The following is a 19,680-nucleotide window of genomic DNA, read 5'->3' as shown; positions in this document are numbered from 1 at the left end:
GCACATGAAGCAGAACAGTGAAGCGCCGCTCGCTCCGGTCCGGATCGCAGCCTGGGCCCAGGTCGACGAGTCGGCTGCGGTGGGCCCCGGCACCGCCGTGTGGGAGCTCGCCCAGATCCGTGAGACGGCCGTGCTGGGCGACAACTGCGTGGTGGGGCGGGGCGCCTATATCGGCCCCGGAGTCCGGATCGGCGACGGGGTCAAGATTCAGAACCACGCCCTGGTCTACGAGCCGGCGGAGCTCGGCCACGGTGTCTTCGTAGGTCCCGCGGTCGTGCTGACCAACGACCACAACCCGCGCTCGGTCGACCCCGAAGGGCGGCCCAAGCGAGGTGCCGACTGGGAGCCCGTGGGGGTCACGGTCGCCGAGGGCGCGTCGCTCGGCGCGCGATCGGTCTGCGTGGCTCCGGTCCGCGTCGGCCGCTGGGCGATGGTGGCCGCCGGTGCCGTGGTCACACGGGACGTGCCGGACTTCGCCCTTGTCGCCGGCGTCCCGGCCCGTCACATCGGCTGGGTGGGGCGTGCGGGCCTGCGGCTCAGCGAGGTCCCCGGCTCAACCGGGATGTGGGAATGCCCGGGCACCGGCGTCCTGCACGCCGAGAACGACGGCGTTCTCACGGAGGTCTGATGCGAGAACGCCGCCATGGGTCCGGCTGCGGCGGACTTCATCCGGAGCCTTTGATCGCGGCGGTGGCGGCTGGGCGGTCCGGGCTCTCCTGGATATCGAGCATGAGGGCGCCGATGAGAAAGTGAATTCCGGTGAGGATCGGCATGGTTGCCAGCAGGACACTTCCTGCGCTGGCGCTCGCAGGCCCGAGCGTGTGGACCAATACCCACGTGCTTGCCGCGCTGCCGAAGGCGATCAGGAACAGTCCCGCCAGGAGCAGGAGAGCGATCGGCGAGAAGGAGAAGACGACGTACTTCAGGACGACGCGTCGGCCGGACCCGCGAGCCAGCTGGCCAATCAATGCCGGAATGACCTTGTGCATCCGCATGGTTGACACCTCATCCCCGTAGACCGCGGGAATCGGGACGTCGCAGGCCGGGATCCGAAGGATGTTCAGATTGATCAGCAGGTCGTTTTCGAATGAGTAGTCCTTGGCCACGCGGTCGAGGTTCAACCGTTCCAGCGCCGCCCGGTGGATCGCGGTGTACCCGTTCTGGGGGTCGAACAGGTGCCAATACCCGGATGCCAGCTTGGTCATGAAGGAGAGGATGACGTTGCCGAGAATCCGGTGTTTCGGCATGCCGCGGTAGGAGTCGCGCGAGTAGAAGCGGTTCGCCTTCGTGAAGAGAGCGGTCCCGTCACAGATCGGAGCCAGCAGGGCGGGAAGATAGGCCGGGTCCATTTGCCCGTCGCCCGCCATGACCACCGAGACGTCACACCCCAGCCGCAATGCCTCCTTGTGCCCGTCGCAGACCGCTCCACCGACCCCGGTGTTTCTCTCGTGCTGGATGAGCACCACCCGCGGGTCGCCGGCGTCGATCGCCTCGACGGCCGTCGAGTCACTGCTGGCGTCGTCGATCACCACGATATGGTCGACGAAATCGGGCGTGGTGTTGATCGTCCGGGCGATCAACTTTTCCTCGTTGTACGCCGGCACCACAACCGCGACTTTCATATTTTGATACACGGAGAAAAAACCTCTCACGGTTCTTCAACTGGAGCCCGTCTGCGACGATGGGCTGGAGCAGGGGGGAAGGTACCAGAAATCGTACGGAAACTGTGGGACACCGTTTGTCGCTTTTCCTCGGCTGATACGACAAGGTTCCTTCTTGTGGGAGGGCTGTGCTACCTGATCGATGTCGGGACGCTGGTCCTGCTGCACGGCGGACTTCGTATGCCGTTGGCCGCGGCCACCTCGCTGGCGTTTGTGACCGTACTGGCGGTCAATTTCGGCCTCAACAAGGCTTTCGTATTTCGCAGCGGCGCACTGGCCGGACCGGCCTTTGCCAAATATCTTGTGCTCGTCGGGCTGAATTACAGTGCAACTGTGGCGACGGTCACCGGGTTGACAGCTCTGGGCTTGCCCTATGTAGCGGCGAAGACCACGTCGACCATCGTCAATGCGGTGGTGAATTACGGCGTATTTCGGTGGTGGGTCTTCAGGCCGCCCGGTGTGCGAAGCCACGGCAGTCCGGGCAGGCCCGAGCCGACCCGACTGCCGTGACCGGGCACCTCACGACCGCTGGGTGACCGCCGCCAGATTCCGGGGGTGCGGGCTCTGCAGCGGCAGGTCCGTCTTCCGCCGTGCCGAGTCGAGGACCGCCTCGGCGACCTCGACCGTCCTCAGCCCCTGCTCGAGGGTGACGATGTCCGTGCCCTTGCCTTCCACGGCGTCGCGGAACCGCTCGTGCTCGACGAACAGCGGCTCGCGCTTGGGGATGGCGTACCGGACCATGTCGCCCTCGGCGGCTCCGCGGAAGGTGCTCAGCGCTTCCCACTCCGTGGCGACGGCGCCGTTGGCATGGAAGGTGAGGTCCGCGGTGAGGGTGTCCGCGATGAAGCAGCCGTGCTCACCGGTCACCGCCGTGAAGCGCTCTTTGAGCGGGCTCAGCCAGTTCACGAGGTGGCTGACCATGGTGCCGTTGGTGAGCTCACCGACGACCGCGACCATGTCCTCGTGCGGGCGGCCGCTCTTGGAGAGCGTGCGGGCCGCCAAGGAAGCGTAGTGACACCCCGTCACCCAGCTGGTGAGATCGATGTCGTGGGTCGCCAGGTCCTTGACGACGCCCACGTCCGCGATGCGCTGCGGGAAGGGCCCCTGCCGCCGCGTGACCACCTGGAACATCTCACCCAGCTCGCCCGCCTCCAGGCGCGAACGCAGGCTCTGCAACGCCGGGTTGAAGCGCTCGATGTGCCCGACCCCGGCGATCAGACCGGCCCTGTCGAAGGCGTCGACCAGTCGTCGGGCCGCAGCCGCGGAGTGGGCGAGCGGCTTCTCGATCAGCGCGCACACGCCGTCCGCGGCCAGGGCGAGGCCGATCTCCTCGTGCAGCGCGGTGGGGCAGGCGACCACGGCGTAGTCGAGGCCGAGCGCGAGCAGTTCAGGCAGGGCGGCGACGACCGGGGCGCCACGTGCAGCGCCCGTGGCGTCTCCCGCCGGGTCCATGACGCCGACGAGTTCGACGCCGTCGAGCGACGACAGCACCCGGGCGTGGTTGCGTCCCATCGCCCCCAGACCGACAAGTCCCGCACGCAGGGTCTGCTTGCTCACCGGGCACCTCCGGCGACGCTCACGGCCCGGGCGACACGCTCGAGCTCGCCCTGCCCGAGGGTCGGGTGGACCGGCAGCGAGAGCACCGCGGCGGCAGCGCGGTCGGTCTCGGGCAGGGGAGGGCCGACCGGGTCGTGGTACGGCTTCAGACGGTGGATCGGCGTCGGGTAGTACACCGCGCTGCCGATGCCCTGCCGCGCCAGTTCCTGCTGTACGGCGTCCCTGCGGCCGTCGGGGATGGCGACGGTGTACTGGTGGTAGACGTGCCGGGCGCCATCGGCCACCTGCGGCACGGACAGCCCCTCGATACGGGAGTCGAGCACCTTGGCGTTGGCCCGCCGCTGCTCGGTCCACGCAGGCAACTGCTTCAGCTGCTCACGGCCGACGGCCGCCGCGACGTCGGTCATCCGCATGTTGGCGCCGACGATCTCGTTCTCGTACCGCTGTTCCATGCCCTGGTTCCTGAGCAGTCTGAGGGTGCGGGCCAGTTCGGGATCGGCGGTGGTGATCATGCCGCCTTCGAGCGCGTGCATGTTCTTCGTCGGATAGAAGCTGAAGCATCCGGCCTGCCCGAAGGTTCCGACGGGCTGACCGTGCAGGGCGGCGCCGTGCGCCTGGCAGGCGTCCTCGACGACGGCGAGGCCATGGCGCGCGGCGAGCGGCATCAAGTGGTCCATGGCGGCGGGGTGTCCGTACAGATGCACCGGCATCAGCGCCGCGGTTCGCGGGCCGATCGCAGCCGCCGCGGCGAGCGGATCGAGGCAGTAGGTGCCGGGCGTGATGTCGGCGAAGACGGGTTCGGCGCCCACCAGGCGTACCGCGTTGGCGGTGGCGGCGAACGAGAAGGAGGGCACCACCACCTCGTCGCCAGCTCCGATGCCGAGCGCCATGAGGCTCAGCTGCAGCGCGGAGGTGCCGGAGTTGACCGCTACACAGCTACGGTCGGCGACCAGCTCCGAGAACTCCTCCTCGAAGGCGGCCACCTCTGGCCCCTGGATGACATGGCCGCTACGCAGGACGCGTACGGCGGCTTCGATCTCGGCTTCGCCGATCACGGGCCGGGCGGCTGGGATGGGCAGGCTGGACGCGCACACGGGCAGTCTCCGTTCGAGAGCGAGGGAGTCGGCCTGCCTTTAACCGCAGTTCCGTGTCAGGGGTTTCTGATGGCACCACCAATCAACCCGGAAGGCAGTATGCGTAGGATGAGGTGATTTGCCCGAATGAGGTGCTCGCCATCTCGGCCACGTAGTCGGCGGCCCGGTTCCACGGGAGGCGTGAAGTGATCGCGCGTTTTAGGTAACGGTCAGGTCATTCCATAACGCTCGGGTAACGCAGGTGGCGCCTGGCGAAGTCATCGACTTGGTCATGGGGTTCGACCGTTACCCCCGGCCAAAGGTTGCACGCTGCGCTACTTGAACCTCGTATGAAGTGCTTTCTAGCGTGAGATGAACTCACCTCGAACGCCAGGAAGTTGACCAGCCATGCGCCGAGACATACCGCCCCTCGACGAGGTGCGCCGCATCACCCAGAAGAAACGGGACGCGTGGTGGACCGTGCTCCTCGTCGACCCGGTCGCCACGCCGCTGGTGCGGCTCACGGCGATGCGTACGAGAATCACCCCGAACCAGATCACCTGGGGCGCCTTCATCCTGGGCCTCGGCTCCGCCGTCCTCTTCTGGCTGGGGGACTGGCGCTGGCTCATCGCCGGCGCCGTCGTCTACCACCTGTCGTTCGTCCTCGACTGCATGGACGGCAAGGTCGCCCGGCTCACCGGCCAGGGGTCGGTCTTCGGCGCCTGGCTGGACTTCGTCTTCGACCGCATCCGCGTCATGGTGTGCGGGGTCGCGCTCATGGCGGGTCAGTACGAACGCACCGGTGACGAGCTCTACATCTGGCTCGCCCTGGCCGTCGTCGGCCTCGACACCCTGCGCTACATCAACTCCCTGGAGATCTTCAAGATCCGCCACTCCATGCGCAAGCAGATCAAGGAGCGGGTCAAGGAGGCGCGGCGCGCGGAGAACGAGGCCGAGCTCGCCTTCATGGAGGACCTGCTCCGCGACAACCCCGAGGCGGACATCGAGCAGGACCTCCAGAAGGCACACTCGGCCCAGGGGATCGCGGAGGCCGCACCGCAGCCCGCGCCCCAAGTGGTCGACCTGCACCAGGAGTTCAGGAGCCGCTTCCCCGTATACCTGCGGATGCGCTCGTTCCTGCTCCGCCACCGCATCCGTACCCATCTGATCAGCGGGATCGAGTTCCAGATGGGCGTCTTCATGATCGGCCCGCTGATCGACCAGGTCCTGTGGGCGACGATCGCCTCCGGAGCGCTTCTGCTCCTCTTCGAACTCGCCATCATCTACAAGCTGTTGCTGTCGACCCGCGACTTCACGCGCACGATCGACTCGTTCGCGCAGCGCAGCCGGCAGGCCGCGGCGGCCTGAACGTGAGGGGTGCCCCGCCGGACCCGACGGTCCCGCGGGGCACCCCCCGACGCGTACCTCAGCCGTACGCTGTCGTCACACCCCCACCCTCTCGTCCGTCACGGCCGGCGGCGGGGGAGCGGCCACCTCGTCGTGCGTCAGGTCGGGCAGCCGGTGCAGCCACTTCGGCAGGTACCAGTTCCGCTCGCCGAGCAGCGCCATCACGGCGGGGAGCAGGATGCCGCGGATGACCGTCGCGTCGATGAGCACCGCGGCCGCCAGGCCCACGCCCATCTGCTTGAACGACTGCATGGAGAGCGTCCCGAAGATCGCGAAGACGGCCACCATGATGACCGCCGCGCTGGTGACCACGCCCGCGGTCGTCACCACGCCGTGCGTGATGGCGTCCTTGTTCGTACGTCCCTGAAGCCGCGCCTCCCGGATCCGCGACACCACGAACACGTGGTAGTCCATCGAGAGCCCGAAGAGGATCACGAAGAGGAAGAGCGGCAGCCAGGAGATGATCGCGCCCACGCCCTCCGCGCCGACCAGGGATGCGCCCCAGCCGTTCTGGAAGACGGCGACCAGGATGCCGTAAGCGGCGCCCACGGACAGCAGGTTGAGGGCGATCGAGGTGATCGCCACCGTCAGTGAGCGGAACGACAGCAGCATCAGCAGGAACGCGAAGACCACGACGAACGCGAACACCGGGACCACCGAGCCGACGATCTGGTCGTTGAAGTCCTTCGAGCCCGCGACCTGACCGGTGACGGGCGCCTCGACCCCGTCGACCTTGCCGAGCGTGTCCGGGCGCACCTGGTCCCTGATCAGCGCGAGGCTCTTCTCCGCCCTGTCCTGGTCGGAGCCGCCGACCAGCGGGACGCTGATGAACGCCACGTTCTCGCGGCCGTGCACGGTGAGGTCCACCGGGCCGCGCGAAGCGCCCGAACCGACCGCCGCCGCACGGAAGTCGGCGATCGCGCTCCGCACCTCGGGCGCGTTGATGTCGGCGGCCCTGACGACCACCTCGGCCGGCTCGGAGCCGCCGGGGAACGCGTCGTTGAGCCGGTCGTACGTCGCCACGATCGGCAGCGAGTCGCCGAACTCCTGGTCCAGGGTGAGGTTCTGGGTCTTCATGCCGAGCGCCGGGGCGGTCACCGCGAGCAGCGCGCCGATCGCGACGACCACGGACACGGCGGGCCGGGCGAGGACGACGCGCAGCACCGCCTGCCAGAACCGGCTGCCCTCCGGAGCCCCGCTCCCGTTACGTCGCCTGCCGCGGTTCAGGAACGGCAGCCGCCCCTTCTCGACGCGCTCCCCGAGCAGCGAGAGCAGCGCCGGCAGCACCGTCACGGAGCCCACCATGGCGACCGCCACGACCATCAGCGAGGCGAGGCCCATCGCCTGGAACTCGGCGAGCCCCGTGAACAGCATGCCCGCCATCGCCACGCACACCGTGACACCCGAGACGATGATGGCCCGGCCGCTCGTCGCCGCCGCCACCCGCAGCGCGGTCTGCGGGTCGTGGCCCTTCATCCGCTCCTCGCGCTCGCGCCGCAGATAGAACAGGCAGTAGTCGACGCCGACCGCGAGACCCACCAGCAGCATCACGGAGTTGGCGGTGTCGCTCATCGGCTGGAGGTGGCTGACGATGCCCATCAGGCCCATCGTCGCCATGATCGCGGTGAGGGCCAGGGCGACCGGGAGGAGCGCGGCGACCAGCGCGCCGAACGCGATGAGGAGGATGCCGAGCGCGACCGGGACCGCCGAGTACTCGGCCCGCTGGAAGTCGTTGCCGAAGGCGTCCTCGAACGTCTTGCCCATGCTCGCGCCGCCGATCTCCTCGATCCGCAGCGAGCCATGGGTCCGCTGGACCTTCTCGACGGCCTTGAGCACCGGTTCGACGCGGTCGCTCGCCGTACCGGGGTCGCCGCGCATGTCGAACTGGACGAGCGCGCTGCGGCCGTCCTTGGAGACCGTCTTCGCCCGCGGGTCGTAGGGCGACTTCACGTTCGTGACGGCGCCGGTGCCCTGGACCGCCTTCACGACCTCGTCGACGGCCCGCCGGAAGTCGGCGTCCGTCGCCCGCACGTTGCCGTCCCTGCCCTGGACGAGCACGGTCTCGCCCGCGGGCTCCTCGATACCGGCGTCGTCGATGATGCGCGCCGCCTGTGTTGTCTCTCCCTGGAGCTGATCGCTGTCCGACACGTCGACGCGGCCGGCGGCCGAGCCGATCCCCATGGCCAGGACCACGAACAGCACCCAGATCCCCACGGCAGCCCATCGGTGCCGCACGCTCCAGCCGCCGGCCCGGGCCGCCAGGCCCCGTACCCGCGTGTCTCGGTTCCCCATGACGGACTGCCCCCTTGTGTGCGGTGACAGCACCGTGCCGCCACCTCCGTATCGAAGGTATGGGCCCGATAAGTGCGTCTCGTCGTGCTGCCCGGTGAGCCGGCGGGGGCCCGCCTCCTCCTTGCGGGCGGGGCGTGCTCCCCACTCAGGAGGACTGAAGGCCCCTACATCTATGGGGAATTCCCGGAGTCCGAAGTGTCGGTCGAAGCCCGAATTGTTATTACGAAGGCTTGTTGAACAAGTCACAGCTGTATGTAGGTCTTGATCTGGTCGCGTCAATCGGACAGGGTTTCGTGCCAACCCCCGGAGATCTTCCGGAGATTGCCGGGGGATGCATGAGATCCATCAGCAAACCCCCCACAAACCCCCCCACAGAAACCACGAGGAGACCCCTCTTCATGGCAACTCACAAGCGTGCCCGCAGCACGATGAAGCTCACCGCGGCGATAGCCACCGCTGCCACCGCGGTCGGAGTGACCGTCTTCGCGGGCTCCCTGGCCGGCGCCTCGACCCCGGCCGAGGGCAAGGTCTACGGGCTCGACGCCAAGGGCGCCGTCTCCGGCAGCTACATCGTGCTGCTGGACCAGAAGACGAACACGGACGCCAAGCAGGACCTCGCCAAGGAGTACGGCGGCAAGCTGAAGCGCGCCTACTCCTCCGCCGTCAACGGATTCTCCGTGAACGGTCTTTCGGAGACCGAGGCCAAGCGCCTCGCCGCCGATTCGACGGTCGCCAAGGTCGTCCAGAACAAGAAATTCCACATCGACGCGACCCAGGACAACCCGCCGTCGTGGGGCCTCGACCGCATCGACCAGGCGGACACCGCGGGCGACAAGAAGTACACCTACCCGGACAGCGCCGGTGAGGGCGTGACCGCGTACGTCATCGACACCGGCGTCCGCGTCAGCCACAAGGACTTCGGCGGCCGCGCCACCTCCGGCTTCGACGCCATCGACAACGACGACAACGCCGACGACGGCAACGGCCACGGCACGCACGTCGCCGGGACCATCGCCGGTGAGGCGCACGGCGTTGCCAAGAAGGCGAAGATCGTCGCGGTCCGCGTCCTCGACAACGAGGGCTCGGGCACCACCGAGCAGGTCGTCGCTGGCATCGACTGGGTCACCAAGAACCACCAGGGCCCGTCCGTCGCCAACATGTCCCTCGGCGGCGGCGCCGACGAGGCGCTCGACGCGGCCGTTCAGAAGGCCATCGCCTCCGGCGTCACCTTCGCGGTTGCCGCGGGCAACGAGTCGACCGACGCGTCCGGCGGCTCCCCGGCCCGCGTCAAGGAGGCCATCACCGTCGCCTCCTCCACCAAGGAAGACGAGCAGTCCGACTTCTCCAACTACGGCTCCGTCGTGGACATCTACGCCCCCGGCTCGGACATCACCTCCGACTGGAACACCGGCGACGACGCCACCAACACCATCTCCGGTACGTCGATGGCGACCCCCCACGTCGTGGGCGCCGCCGCCGTCTACCTGAGCGGTCACCCGGACGCGACCCCCGCGGACGTCTCCAAGGCACTGACCGACGGCGCGACCCCCGACAAGATCTCCAACGCGAGCGAGGGCACGCCGAACAAGCTCCTCAAGATCGTCGAGTAGCACCGGCTGCACCTCTGACCGGCGGCCGCCGTGCCCTCCCCCACGGGGCGCGGCGGCCGCCCAGAGCCTGTCTTCGAGCCCCGACCAGCCGCCCCGCGCTGATCCGGTCGGGGCTCGAAGACAGGCTCTTCAACTGTTGGGGTTTCGGCTTAAGGATCCTTATGGATGCTACGTACCAGAGCGCGCGTGAGCCTGTGGGCAACTCTGGCTCGCCTCCCGCGATGGTGTGATGTTCAAGCCGGTTTGGGGTCTCAGGTGAGGGTGGGGTCATAGGTTCCTGTTCATGGAACTTCTTCGGTTGGCGGTGGCTGCGCGGCGGGTGGGTGTACATCCGGGCACGCTGCGGCTGTGGGCGAACGAGGGCAAGGTTCCGGTGGTGTGGGTGGGGCGGGAACGACGCTTCTCCAGTGCCGCGTTGGAGGAGTTGACCGGTGGTCCGGGTGCTGGTGGTCGGCGTGAGGCGCTGTATGTACGGGTCTCGGGCACCAGTGGGCAGGAGTCGTCGCTGGCCGCGCAGGAGGCCGAGTTGCGGGCTTCTGCTTCTGGGACGGTCGTCGCGGTTTTCAAGGACCGTGCCTCGGGGCTGAGGGAGTCGCGGCCGGGTTTGGACCGGCTGTTGAAGCGGGCCGCGCGGGGCGAGTTCACCCATGTACGAGTCACGCACGGCGATCGGTTGGCCCGCTTCGGTGCGGGCTGGCTGACGCAGGTGCTGGCACATCATCACGTGACCGTCGAGGTGTTGCACGTCAAGGGGGCGGCCGGAGGGATGGAGGAGTTGCTGGACGACTTCATGTCGCTGGTCGCCACCTTCGCCGGTCGCATGTACGGGTTGCGTTCGCGCGAGGCGCGCCGAAGGCTCCTGGCCGAGGCCGAGGTCCGCATGGAGAACCCTGCCACCGGAGTCGGAGTCGGAGTCGGAGTCGGAGTTGAGGGTGAGAGGCGTGGCTAGGTTGATGGCGACCGCCACGTGTACCGCCTTCTCGGGTGTCATGGAGTCCACCGGTGAGCGGGTTGGACAGGCTCTGCTGCTGGAACGGGTGGGGTTTGTGGCCCGGTTGAGCCAGGAGATGACCGGCGCCCTGGTCACCTCCCGGTGGGACGAGGAGTCCCTGGATGTGCTGGCCGCCGGATTCGACGTGCAGGGCGAGGTGCTGCCGTCCAAGGGCTGGATGGCGCTGAGGCGTCTGGGCTGGACCGGCGCGGCGGTGCCCCCGGCCGGGGTGTATGTCTCGGACCGGGTGCGCCGGGGCGCCGAGGAGTACGCGGCCCGCACCCTGCGCCTGGCTCTGCACCGGCGGGCCCTCGTGGCCGCGCTCCTGGCCACCTGGCCAGACGATCCCCGCCGTCGCACCGAAGCGGAGTGGGCGGCGCTGCGGAAGCTGTTGCCCCCTGGGGTGAGCGGCGCGGAGATCCGCAACCGGACCCGGCAGATCCGCGCGCATCTGGCCGAGCACGGGCAGTTGCCCGCCGGACTGTGCGCTCTGGAAGACCCGCCGCAGATCGCGCCGTTGGTGCTCCTTGCGGCGATGGACCGCCAGCAGGTAACCCTGGTCCGCCTTGACGCGGCCACCGCCCGGATGCGAGTCAAGCTCCCCCTGTGCGCGGCCCCCGCTACGGGGCGGCAGTGGGCCTGGCATGTCCTGGACGTCCGTCTGCCCTCCGCCGTCGATGCGGATGCGGTGCTGCACACTCCGACCCTGCGTCCCACCCGAACCGGCCGCATCGCGGTCGACCTGCCGCACTCGAAGTCCGCACCCGCCCTCAAGGCGACGGGTCATACGGTGGGGCTCGGCTTCGACTGGGGCGTCAACACTCTGCTCACCGGCACCCTGGGCCGCCTCACCGGACGGGGAGCAGGCACGCGCGTGGTCACCGACGGCCGTCCGCTGATCTTCGATGCCACCGGTATCAGCGCGAGACTCCACCGGCTGCGTGGCCACCGCGAGCACCTCGCGGCCAAACGTGACCACTATCAGGCCCTGGCCGACGGCCTGGGCTCCCCGCACCTGGGATGGGGTGAACACGCCGCACGGGCAGGGGTGTTGGCACTCGAGCATGCGCGGGTGTGCGCCCGCATCCGGCACCTGAACGACGCGCTGGCCTGGGCGGCCGCCCGCTGGGCCGTCGACCAGACGGTCGCGCTCGGCGCGTCCGTCATCTACCTCGAAGACTTCGCCACCCTCGAAGCACGAGGCCACCGCAAGGGCAACGCCCGCCTGTCCGGACAGGTCCGCGGCACCGTCGCCGAGGCGATGCACCACCTCGCCGCGAAGAGCGGCATCGCGGTGGTCACCGTCCCCGCCCGAGGCACCTCCAAGCTCTGCCCGACCTGCCTGAACTCCCTGACCCACCACCCCGCCCCCGACCGGATGTCCGAGCGGGGATGGAAATGGGCTCAGTGCGCCGGGTGCGGGCTGTCGCTGGACCGGGACCACGCGGCGTCCCGCCGGATCGTCTCCCGCGGCTTGCTCGCCGGGGCCCACACCACCCTCGACCGGTCCACCGGCATCCGGACCATCCGCACCACGGTGGAAGGCACCGTGAGCATGGTGCGGCGTCCGAAGAAGACCACCCGACGGCTGCGACGCCAGCGCCAGGCCGAGACAGCCACGGCCCACCCGCGCGGACCCAAGACCACCCCGGGCAAGGGGTGCCCCACCCCCAACGGGCCCAGCAGCCCCGGACGTCGCAGCGGCCGCCGCGCTGCCGCCCTCCCGGACCCCGGTCCGGGCCCTCAGACTTCCCCCCGTGCGCTTGATGCGCGTACGGTCCCCGCCACCACCCCCACCAGGGTGGTAAAGCGTCCGGCGGGGCATGACACCCAGGCACCAGCCGCAGTCCAGCCGGTGCCAGGTCATGGAGTACCCGCCTCCGGCCAGCCCGAAGAAGCACTTCTTCGGGCTGGCCGGAGGCGGGTCTCACACAGAATCTGTCGGCAACGCACCCGCAGTGCCGAGCGGACCGGCTTCCACCATGTGTACGCCACCGAGGTCCACCCCCTCACCCCGAGGTTCGGACCCCACCAAGGCAACCGCACACGGCCACGCCGCGCCCGAAAAGCCCGGAACACTCAGGCAAACACAGGATTCTAGAGACGCTCTATCGTGTCCCCATGGCGACAAAGGCGTATGCGGCACTGCTCCGCGGCATCAATGTGGGCGGCAGCAAAAAGGTCCCGATGGCGCGGCTTCGCCCCCTGATCGAAGGCCTCGGGCACGGCGACGTACGGACGTACCTCCAGAGCGGCAACGCGACGTTCAGCAGCGAACACGGCGACGAGGAGACCCTCGCGACCGAGCTGAGCGAGGCCATCGAGAAGGAGTTCGGCTTCGCCGTGGACGTGATCGTGCGCGACCACGCCTACCTCGCGTCGGTCGCGGACGCGTGCCCCTTCGACGCCGAATCGCTCGAAGGCAAGCAGCTGCACGTCACCTACTTCTCCGGGCCTGTCGACCCCGAGCGGTTCGCCTCCGTCGACCCGGCCGAGTTCGCCCCCGAGGACTTCCGGCTCGGCCCGCGCGAGCTGTACCTCTACGCCCCCGAGGGCCTCGGCCGCTCGAAGCTCGGCGCCGTGCTCTCCCGGCCGGCCCTGAACAAGGGCCTCATCGCCACCTCCCGCAACTGGAACACCGTCGTCAAGCTCGTGGAGATGACCGGTGCCTGAGCTCGACGACGCCGTCGACGCCGCCATCGAGGGTGAACTGCGGCTGCTCGACCCGGCCGTGCGCCGCTCCCCGGAGCTGCTCGGCGCGCTGCTGCACCCCGACTACTTCGAGTTCGGCGCGTCGGGCCGCCGCTGGGACCGCGCCTCGATCATCGCCGAGCTCTCCGCCACGCGCGAGCCGGGCGTGCGGCCCCTCACCGTCTCGCGGATGAAGGGCGTGCGACTCGGCCCCGGGCTCGTCCATCTGACCTTCGACACCGACCGCAACGGCGCCTGCGCACACCGCAGTTCACTCTGGCGGCAGGGCGTCGAGGGCTGCTGGCTGCTGTACTTCCACCAGGGGACGCCGTTCAGCCGGGAGTGAGCGCGGCGGCGCGGTGACGTCAGCGCGCCGGCTTCGAGCGGGAGCGGCGGCGGACCCCGACGGCGACGCCCGCGAGGACGCAGGCCCCGATGGCTCCGGCGACCGCGACCAGGACGTACGTGGGATACATGTCGTCGCCCGACGGGTACCGCTCACCGCAGAGCCGCACCACGCCGGGATGGTCGCGGGCGGCTTCCAGACACACCCGGTGACCCCGGGACTGCCGGGGCCCGTGCCCAGCGACCTCCTGACGGTGTACCGGTGACCCTGGACCTCGTACGCGATCACCTGCTCGTACCCACTCTTCGGCACGTGCTCGACGGCGGTGACGACGCCGGTCACGCGGACCGGAGCCGCGTCGATCCGCTCCGCCTGCCGCCACTGCCGGGATGCCGAGCAGCCGCCGAGAACCGCCACGAGCAGGCAGAGGAGTCCGGCCCCCCAGAGGGCCAAGCGTGTACGCACGGGGAGCAGGCTCGCACGCCTCAGTGCGCGGAGCGCGAGAGTTTGCCCGATCGTGAGTGGCCCCTACAGCCTTCTGTGACAGTCTCGTTGGCATGCGCTACGTCATCATCGGAACAGGGGCGGTCGGCGGTGCCATCGGCGGCCGGCTCGCACAGGCCGGGCACGACGTCGTCCTCGTCGCCCGCGGCAAGCAGTACGAGGCACTGCGGGACCACGGACTCCGCCTCGTCACCCCCGACGGCCCGCACATCCACCGCCTCCCGGTCGTCGCCGGACCCGAGGAGCTCGGCGAACTGAGCCCGGACGACGTCCTCGTGCTCGCCGTGAAGACCCAGGACAGCGTCGCCGCGCTCGAAGCGTGGGCCGGGCGGCCGGTCGCCGGAGGCGGCACCGCCGCCGAGCTGTTGCCGCTGGTCTGCGCGCAGAACGGAGTGGAGAGCGAGCGCCTCGCGCTGCGGCTCTTCCGGCGCGTGTACGGCATGTGCGTGTGGCTGCCCGCCACGTTCGTCGAGCCCGGCGTCGTGTCCGCCGCGGGCAGCCCGCTCACCGGCATCCTGCACATCGGCCGGTACCCGGGAGGCACCGACGAGATTGCCCACCGCATCTCCGCCGACCTGGAGAAGTCCTTCTTCGAGGCCCCCGTCGTGCCCGACGTGATGCGCTGGAAGTACGCCAAGCTCCTCGGCAACCTGGCCAACGCGATCGAGGCCGTGTCCGGGGTGATCACCAGCGAGGAGGGGCTCGCCCTCCACGGGCGCGCCCGCGCGGAGGGCGAGGCCGTGCTCGGTGTGGCGGGCATCGCGTTCGCCTCCAAGGAGGAGGAGAAGGAGTCCCGCGGCGACAAGATCCGGTTCGAGCCCTTCGACGGCTCGGAACGCAGCGGCGGCTCGTCGTGGCAGTCCCTCAGCCGGGGCACGGGCACCATCGAGTCCGACTACCTCAACGGCGAGATGGGCCTGCTCGGACGGCTGCACGGCGTGCCGACCCCGGTCAACGACGCCCTGCAGTCGGTGGCCGACCGCTTCGCCCGCGAGCGCAGGCCGGCCGGGTCCATGACGATCGCGGACCTCGTGGCGGAGGCCGACGCGGCGACGCGGTAGCTGTCGCATTTCTTCAAGCCGCCGGCCGCCCCCGCGCGAGACGCTTTCCGCATGGAAAACGAGTACACCTCCATGATCGAGTACACGTCGATGAAGGAATGCGCCGCGGAGGCCGCCAGGGTCGCCCGGGGCGTCGACGCGGCGCGCCTGGCCGAGCCGAGCGGATGCGGCGACTGGGACGTCCGCGCCCTCGTCAACCACTGGGTCCTCTACACCTCGCACGGCCTGGAGCACCGGGCCCTGCGCAAGCAGCTCCCCGACGAACTCACCGCACGCGACTTCACCGCCGACCCCGACTGGGCCGAGGCATACGCGGCACAGCTCGCACGGGCCGTCGCCGCCTGGTCCGACCCGCAGGTGTGGGAGGGCGAGATCGACCTGGGCTTCGCGAAGACGCCCGCGCCCGAGATCGCCCGCCTGCTCGTCGCCGAACTGGCCCTCCACGGCTGGGACGTGGCCCACGCCACCGGACAGAAGTTCCACGTCCCCGACGACACGGCCCGCCTCCTGCTCGACGTCGTCGAGGCGAACGCGGAGGAATACCGCCGGTACGAGGGCTTCGCCGACGCGGTCCCGGTGCCGGCCGACGCGCCCTTGTTCCACCGGGCGATTGCGCTGAGCGGGCGGGAACCGCGCTGAACGGCGAAGAGAAACTGAATGCCTCGGAGGAACTGGACGCCTCGGAGGAACTGACGGTCTCGGAGAAGACGGGATGAGGGGACGGCGGTCTCCTGACGCGTCGCCTCAGGCGCCCACCGCCACCAACTCCCGTACCGTCGCCGCCTCATAGCGGCGCACGAGCAGTCGTGCCACCTCCGGGGCCGGGCCCAGTACGTCCGCGAGGACGTCCGCTTCGCAGGCGCCGCGGGCGATGCGGTCCGGGAGGAAGCCGGGGGCCAGGACGTAGGGGGCGACCGCCACCCGGCGGACGCCCTCGGCGCGCAGCCCAGCCACGGCGTCCTCCGTGCGCGGCAGAGATGCGGAGGCGAACGCAGGTCGCACGGCGCACCAACCGGTGTGCCGCCACTCCCGCGCGATTTCAGCGATCACTGCGATCGCCTCCGGGTCGGTGGAGCCCGCCGAGGCCAGGACGACCCCGGTCGTGGGCTTGTCGGCCGGGGTGAGCCCGGCCTCGTACAGACGGCGTTCGAGCGCCGCCGTCAGGAGCGGCGAGGGGCCGAGCACCTCCGCCTGGCGGATCCGCAGCCGGGCCGGGGCCTGCCGCAGGACCGCCGGGATGTCCGCCTTCGCGTGGAACGCGCGCGTCAGGAGCAGCGGGAGCGCGACCACGTCGCGCACGCCCTCCGCCGCCAGGGACTCCAGGACGCCGTTCACCGAGGGGACGTTGAAGTCCAGGAACCCCGTCTCCACGCGCAGCCCCGGCCGCAGCGCCCGTACTTCGCGTACGAGCGCGTGGACCGTCGCGGCATGGCGCGGATCGCGGCTGCCGTGAGCGATCACGAGCAGGACCGGGCGGGCGGGGCGCTGGTGCATGGCGGGGTCAGCTCCTCACCAGGAGACCGCGGCTGCGCAGGACGCGCCGCTCCAGGGGGCTGAAGATCAGCAGGTCGATGGCGATGCCGACGATCAGGATCAGGAAGATGGCGAGGAAGACCATCGACATGGAGCTGGCGTTGCGGCCGTTCTCCAGGAGCTGTCCGAGGCCGATGCCCAGGTCCGGCGACGAGGCGATGATCTCCGCGGCCATCAGCGAGCGCCACGAGAACGCCCAGCCCTGCTTCAGGCCCGCGAGATAGCCGGGCAGCGCGGCCGGGAGCACGATGTGCCAGGTGTGCCGCAGGCCCGTCGCGCCGAGGGTGCGGCCGGCCCGCAGGAACAGCGGCGGCACCTGGTCGACGCCCGACACCAGGCCGTTGGCGATCGAGGGGACCGCGCCGAGCAGGATCACGGCGTACATCATCTTGTTGTCGAGGCCCAGCCAGATCACGGCCGGCGGGACCCAGGCGACCGAGGGCAGCGACTGGAGGCCGGACAGGATCGGGCCGATCGCGGACCGGATGAACCGGACCCGGGCGACGACCAGGCCGAGCGGTGTGCCGATCACCAGCGCCAGCAGGAAGCCGAGCAGGCCGCGCGACACACTCGTCCAGATGTAGTCGAGAAGCGTCCCCTGCAACCACGCGTCGGACACCTCGTCCCACACCGCGGACGGCGAGGGCAGCTTGCTCGGGTCGTCGACGATCTTGAACGACACCAGTCCCTGCCACACCACCAGGACCAGGAGCACCGCCGTCAGCGGCGGCAGCACCTTCTGGACCAGCGTCTGGCGCAGCGGGGTACGGGCGGTCTGCACGGTCTCCAGTGCGTCGAGCCCCGCTTCGAGACCGGCCAGGTCCTGTGCGGCGCCCGAGTCCTTGACGGCGCCCGTGTCCTTGCTCGCGGTCGTCGTCTCAGTGCTGGCCATGGCGGCGGATCTCCCCACGCAGTTGTTCGGTGATCTCGACGGACAGTTCCGCCACGGCGGTGTCCTCGATGCGGCGCGGCTGCGGAATGCCGACCCGCCACTCGTGCGCCACCCGGCCCGGCCGCGAAGAGAGCAGCACGACCCGCTCGGCGAGCCGCACCGCCTCGCGGACGTTGTGCGTGACGAACAGGACGGAGACGTTCGTCTCGCGCCAGATACGGGTCAGCTCGTCGTGCAGCACGTCGCGCGTGATGGCGTCGAGCGCGGCGAACGGCTCGTCCATCAGCAGCAGTTGGCTGTCCTGCGCGAGCGCCCGGGCCAGCGCCACACGCTGGCGCATACCGCCGGACAGCTCGTGCACCCGCTTGCCGTACGCGCCGTTCAGCCGGACGAGCTCCAGGAGCTCCTCCGCCCGTGTGCGGCGATCGGCCTTCGCGACGCCGCGCAGTTTCAGGGCCAGTTCGATGTTCTTGCCCGCGGTCAGCCACGGGAAGAGGGCGTGCTCCTGGAACATCAGCGCCGGCCGGCCCTGCGTGCTGATCTCGCCGGACGAGGGCCGGTCGAGGCCCGCGACCAGGTTGAGCAGCGTCGACTTCCCGCAGCCCGAGGCTCCCAGGAGGGTGACGAACTCGCCCGGAGCGACATCGAGCGTGATGTCGTCCAGGACGAGCTGCTGCCCGGCGGGCGTGGCGAAGGACTTCGAGACGTGCTCGATCCGCGCGGCGTGGCCGGTGGTCTCCGTGCCGTCCACGGCCTTGGCGAGGGTCGTTGCCATGGTCGTCACCTCCTGGGAACTCAAGCGATTACGGGATTGCCTGACGCGGTTACTTGACGCCGAGGCCGGCGTCGGGGACCGCGCCCTTGCCCTCGGCCTTGAGGACCTTGTTCAGCGGTGCGAGGTCGTAGATGCCCTTGAGGTCGGGCTTCTCCAGCAGGCCCGCCTTCACCGCGTGCGCCGCCTCGGTGTCGAGGGTCGAGGCCAGCGGGTCGTCGGTGAACTGGATCGACTTCCAGGCCGGGTCGAGCACGTCCGCGGGCAGCGCCTTGCCGGAGTCGGCCGCCAGCTGCTTGTTGGCCGCGGCCTTCGCCTCGTCCGGGTTGGCGTTGATCCACGCGTTCGTCTTCACCGAGCCGCGCAGCACGGCCTCGACGACGTCCGGGTGCTCCTTGAGGAACTTCTGCGACACGATGATGTTCGTGATCACGAACTTCTTGTCGGGCCACAGGTCGGACTCGTCGAGGAGAACCTTGCCGCCCTCGGCCACGAGCTTGGACGCGGTCGGCTCCGGCACCCAGGCGCCGTCGATGGAGCCGGACTTGTAGGCGTCCGGGGTGATCTTGTTGTCCGTACGGACCACGGAGACGTCGCCCTTGCCGCTGTTGGCGTCGACCTTCCAGCCCTTCTCGGCGATCCAGTTGAGGAACGCGACGTCCTGCGTGTTGCCGAGCTGCGGGGTGGCGATCTTCTTGCCCTTGACGTCGTCCAGGGACTTGATCGTCTTCGGGTTCACCACCAGCTTCACCCCGCCGGACGCCGAACCGCCGATGATGCGCAGGCTCTTGCCCTGGGACTTGGTGAAGCCGTTGACCGACGGCGAGGGGCCGATCCAGCCGATGTCGATGGAGCCGCCGTTGAGCGCCTCGATCTCGGACGGGCCCGCGTTGAAGATCTGGTACTTGGCCTGCGTGCCCTTGAGCTCCTTCTGGAAGAAGCCCTTCTGGTTGCCCACGAGGGCGGTGCCGTGCGTCAGGTTGCCGAAGTAACCGATCTTCACGGTGTCGGCGGAGAGCTTCTTGCCCTTGGCGGCGACGTTCGTCTTGTCGGACGTGTCGTCCTTGGCCGTGGAGCCGTAGCCGCAGGCCGTCGCGGCGAGCGCGAGGAGCGGCAGGGCGGCGACGGCGGCGAGGCCGCGGCGCCAGGAGGCGGAGTTGGCAGGCACGGGAGGTGGTCCTCTCGTTGGCCCGGCGGTCACGCTCTCAGAGCGTGGCCGGGAGGTCGGCAGGGTTTCGTCTTCGTACGAACAGATCGCGGGGGGTGTGGGCGCGCAGGCAGTGCGCGTAC

19 protein-coding genes are annotated in these 19,680 nt (G+C 69.6%); 10 read left to right on the top strand and 9 right to left on the bottom strand.

The window, feature by feature from the left end:
- The first annotated feature begins 4 nt into the window (after positions 1 to 4).
- Positions 5 to 628, top strand: a complete 624-nt coding sequence (locus tag OHA58_RS07140) for an acyltransferase (protein ID WP_405477497.1) — start codon at positions 5 to 7, stop codon at positions 626 to 628.
- Between the two features lie 37 nt (positions 629 to 665).
- Here OHA58_RS07140 and OHA58_RS07135 read toward each other — a convergent pair whose 3' ends face one another.
- Positions 666 to 1,634 carry a glycosyltransferase family 2 protein gene (locus OHA58_RS07135; protein ID WP_405477495.1) on the bottom strand — a complete coding sequence of 323 codons (969 nt, stop codon included), beginning with the start codon at positions 1,632 to 1,634 and terminating at the stop codon, positions 666 to 668.
- 144 nt (positions 1,635 to 1,778) lie between these two features.
- On the opposite strand from OHA58_RS07135, the gene OHA58_RS07130 reads away from it, so the two are divergent.
- On the top strand, positions 1,779 to 2,171 hold the full coding sequence (locus OHA58_RS07130; protein ID WP_405477493.1) for a GtrA family protein: 393 nt from the start codon (positions 1,779 to 1,781) through the stop codon (positions 2,169 to 2,171).
- Positions 2,172 to 2,180: 9 nt separating this feature from the next.
- On the opposite strand, the gene OHA58_RS07125 is transcribed toward OHA58_RS07130, so the two are convergent.
- Both OHA58_RS07125 and OHA58_RS07120 read right to left on the bottom strand, forming a co-directional pair.
- Positions 2,181 to 3,173: a Gfo/Idh/MocA family oxidoreductase gene (locus OHA58_RS07125; protein WP_405484832.1), complete on the bottom strand. Its 993-nt coding sequence runs from the start codon at positions 3,171 to 3,173 to the stop codon at positions 2,181 to 2,183.
- 41 nt (positions 3,174 to 3,214) lie between these two features.
- Entirely contained in the window at positions 3,215 to 4,312 is a 1,098-nt protein-coding gene (locus OHA58_RS07120) for a DegT/DnrJ/EryC1/StrS family aminotransferase (protein WP_405477491.1), read from the bottom strand.
- Positions 4,313 to 4,699: 387 nt separating this feature from the next.
- Here OHA58_RS07120 and OHA58_RS07115 point away from each other — a divergent pair, with 387 nt between their 5' ends.
- Entirely contained in the window at positions 4,700 to 5,659 is a 960-nt protein-coding gene (locus OHA58_RS07115; RefSeq protein WP_405477489.1) for a CDP-alcohol phosphatidyltransferase family protein, read from the top strand.
- Between the two features lie 75 nt (positions 5,660 to 5,734).
- Here the strand turns inward: OHA58_RS07115 and OHA58_RS07110 are convergent, their stop codons facing one another.
- Positions 5,735 to 7,990, bottom strand: coding sequence for an MMPL family transporter (locus OHA58_RS07110; RefSeq protein ID WP_405477487.1), 2,256 nt, complete (start codon positions 7,988 to 7,990; stop codon positions 5,735 to 5,737).
- Between the two features lie 398 nt (positions 7,991 to 8,388).
- On the opposite strand from OHA58_RS07110, the gene OHA58_RS07105 reads away from it, so the two are divergent.
- The 5 genes from OHA58_RS07105 to OHA58_RS07085 all read left to right on the top strand — a co-directional run bounded on the left by OHA58_RS07105 (position 8,389) and on the right by OHA58_RS07085 (position 13,628).
- Positions 8,389 to 9,600, top strand: a complete 1,212-nt coding sequence (locus tag OHA58_RS07105) for a S8 family serine peptidase (protein ID WP_405477485.1) — start codon at positions 8,389 to 8,391, stop codon at positions 9,598 to 9,600.
- 283 nt (positions 9,601 to 9,883) lie between these two features.
- Positions 9,884 to 10,549: an IS607 family transposase gene (locus OHA58_RS07100; RefSeq protein ID WP_405477483.1), complete on the top strand. Its 666-nt coding sequence runs from the start codon at positions 9,884 to 9,886 to the stop codon at positions 10,547 to 10,549.
- Positions 10,542 to 12,692, top strand: a complete 2,151-nt coding sequence (locus tag OHA58_RS07095; protein WP_405477481.1) for a zinc ribbon domain-containing protein — start codon at positions 10,542 to 10,544, stop codon at positions 12,690 to 12,692. The genes OHA58_RS07100 and OHA58_RS07095 overlap by 8 nt, the downstream gene beginning before the upstream one ends.
- Positions 12,693 to 12,712: 20 nt before the next feature.
- Positions 12,713 to 13,264 (top strand): DUF1697 domain-containing protein, encoded by a 552-nt coding sequence (locus tag OHA58_RS07090; protein ID WP_405477479.1) that lies wholly within the window; start codon positions 12,713 to 12,715, stop codon positions 13,262 to 13,264.
- Positions 13,257 to 13,628 carry a DUF4440 domain-containing protein gene (locus OHA58_RS07085; protein ID WP_405477477.1) on the top strand — a complete coding sequence of 124 codons (372 nt, stop codon included), beginning with the start codon at positions 13,257 to 13,259 and terminating at the stop codon, positions 13,626 to 13,628. The genes OHA58_RS07090 and OHA58_RS07085 overlap by 8 nt, the downstream gene beginning before the upstream one ends.
- A 19-nt stretch (positions 13,629 to 13,647) precedes the next feature.
- On the opposite strand, the gene OHA58_RS07080 is transcribed toward OHA58_RS07085, so the two are convergent.
- Positions 13,648 to 13,800, bottom strand: a complete 153-nt coding sequence (locus OHA58_RS07080) for a hypothetical protein (protein WP_405477475.1) — start codon at positions 13,798 to 13,800, stop codon at positions 13,648 to 13,650.
- 385 nt (positions 13,801 to 14,185) lie between these two features.
- Between OHA58_RS07080 and OHA58_RS07075 the strand changes: the two genes are divergently transcribed.
- Positions 14,186 to 15,193, top strand: coding sequence for a ketopantoate reductase family protein (locus tag OHA58_RS07075; protein WP_405477473.1), 1,008 nt, complete (start codon positions 14,186 to 14,188; stop codon positions 15,191 to 15,193).
- Positions 15,194 to 15,244: 51 nt separating this feature from the next.
- Positions 15,245 to 15,832 carry a TIGR03086 family metal-binding protein gene (locus OHA58_RS07070; protein WP_405477471.1) on the top strand — a complete coding sequence of 196 codons (588 nt, stop codon included), beginning with the start codon at positions 15,245 to 15,247 and terminating at the stop codon, positions 15,830 to 15,832.
- Positions 15,833 to 15,937: 105 nt separating this feature from the next.
- Here OHA58_RS07070 and OHA58_RS07065 read toward each other — a convergent pair whose 3' ends face one another.
- The 4 genes from OHA58_RS07065 to OHA58_RS07050 are packed head-to-tail and all read right to left on the bottom strand — an operon-like array spanning position 15,938 to position 19,558.
- Positions 15,938 to 16,687 carry a sirohydrochlorin chelatase gene (locus OHA58_RS07065; protein WP_405477469.1) on the bottom strand — a complete coding sequence of 250 codons (750 nt, stop codon included), beginning with the start codon at positions 16,685 to 16,687 and terminating at the stop codon, positions 15,938 to 15,940.
- A 7-nt stretch (positions 16,688 to 16,694) separates the two neighbouring features.
- A complete protein-coding gene (locus tag OHA58_RS07060) occupies positions 16,695 to 17,618 on the bottom strand; it encodes an ABC transporter permease (protein WP_116508494.1) in 924 nt (307 codons plus the stop codon).
- The gene (locus OHA58_RS07055; protein ID WP_405477467.1) at positions 17,605 to 18,393 is read right to left on the bottom strand and encodes an ABC transporter ATP-binding protein; all 789 of its coding nucleotides are present in this window, start codon (positions 18,391 to 18,393) and stop codon (positions 17,605 to 17,607) included. The genes OHA58_RS07060 and OHA58_RS07055 overlap by 14 nt, the downstream gene beginning before the upstream one ends.
- A gap of 49 nt (positions 18,394 to 18,442) precedes the next feature.
- Entirely contained in the window at positions 18,443 to 19,558 is a 1,116-nt protein-coding gene (locus OHA58_RS07050) for an aliphatic sulfonate ABC transporter substrate-binding protein (RefSeq protein ID WP_405477465.1), read from the bottom strand.
- Between the last annotated feature and the right edge of the window lie 122 nt (positions 19,559 to 19,680).

Source organism: Streptomyces sp. NBC_00009 (assembly GCF_045040855.1).
Lineage (GTDB): Bacteria > Actinomycetota > Actinomycetes > Streptomycetales > Streptomycetaceae > Streptomyces > Streptomyces aureus.
This window is presented reverse-complemented; position numbering and strand designations above follow the sequence as displayed.